Consider the following 1,380-nt stretch of genomic DNA (forward strand, 5'->3'; position numbering starts at 1 on the left):
GCCTTCGTTCGATTTACATATTACTTTTCTTATTGATAAAGTTCTAAATTTGAGGTAGCCTTCTTGTTTGATTATTGATATATTAAGAAAATAAGGTGTTTGGATTTGATAAGTGTGTAAAAGTTTTTAGCTCTTCTGTATCTTCTGCTAAAATTAAAAAAACTTCTATTTAAAGTGGCAAGTGCTCTTAAGGTGATGTCTTCTAACATATGGGAGTTGCTGCAAATATAAAAGTAGGTTTGGCGTTGCAAAAACTTTGTTGTTGAAATAACATATTTTTACCTTATTTGTTGGGTTTGGGTGTATTACTATAAATTTTTATATTGCTTTAAATAGTGGAGTTACAGAATACCTTAAAGATTTAAAATAGAAATCATTTGTAGACTTCTAATTGAATTAACAAAGCCATGAAAAAGATTTTCTTAGTTAGATAATATATTTTTTTTTTGTAAATTTGGTGGATAATTTTTAAAATATTAAAAGTGGTTGGAAGGGGTAGGGTTTGATAAGTATTTTTGATATTCTAGATTTGTTAAAATTCGTTTTTGGAAAAATAAATGGGTCATTTTGGAGTTAGGTGTTTTTTCATATAAAATATCAGAAAAAACGTAATAACACTGATAAAAATCATTTAAAAAATGAGGACAAAGATAAGTTTTGCAAGCAGAGGAGAGGCAAAAACTTCTCAATTTTTAATGAAATTTTTTTGGGAATTGAATAAGAAAATCCAAAAAAAAATGTTTAAAATTTTGATAATAATCGCTGGCAATAAATAAATCCATTTGATCGGAATTTTTATTTATTAAATTACTTAAGGAAAAATCAAAAGCATCTATTGGGGATTTGGTTTTATAGTCTAAATTTTGTGATTTTGCATCCACAGTATCAGAGATATTAATAATTTGACAACGAGAAACTATGGTTGGTAAAACTTGTTCTAAATTATTTGTTAATAAAAAACCTATAGTATTGTTGTTGGAAGGATTTTCAAAAAAATGCAATAAACTGTTGGAAGTTTGGGTAGTTGTTTTTTCTATTTCTTCAATTACATAAATTCTTTGGGTTCGAATAAAGAAGTTTTGCAAAAAGTTTTTTTTGAAATTGCAAAATTTGTTCTTTGGTAAAAAATGGTTTGTTTGGTTAAATAATAAAAATTGGGGTATTGCGAATTAAGTAAGGTATCTTTTGTCCAAAAGATAAGGGTCATGAGGTTTGAAAATACGATAGGCAAGTTCAAACAAATAATTTTTGTTGGGAAAGAGTGAGCCAACAACTAAATAAAGATGGGAGAGTTTATTATTTTGATAATTTGGTTAAATTTGGCTAACAAAGATTGGTTTATCTATAATTTTATTTGAAAGACTTGAGTTTATTCAATGA

The 1,380-nt window shown here is 26.4% G+C and carries 1 protein-coding gene; it reads right to left on the minus strand.

Annotation, left to right across the window (positions count from 1 at the left end; translation table 11 throughout):
- Positions 1-692: 692 nt before the first annotated feature.
- The gene (locus tag ACEW7V_RS02410; RefSeq protein WP_374695765.1) at positions 693-1,163 is read right to left on the minus strand and encodes a hypothetical protein; all 471 of its coding nucleotides are present in this window, start codon (positions 1,161-1,163) and stop codon (positions 693-695) included.
- Positions 1,164-1,380 lie beyond the last annotated feature (217 nt).

It is taken from the genome of Areca yellow leaf disease phytoplasma (genome assembly GCF_041920595.1).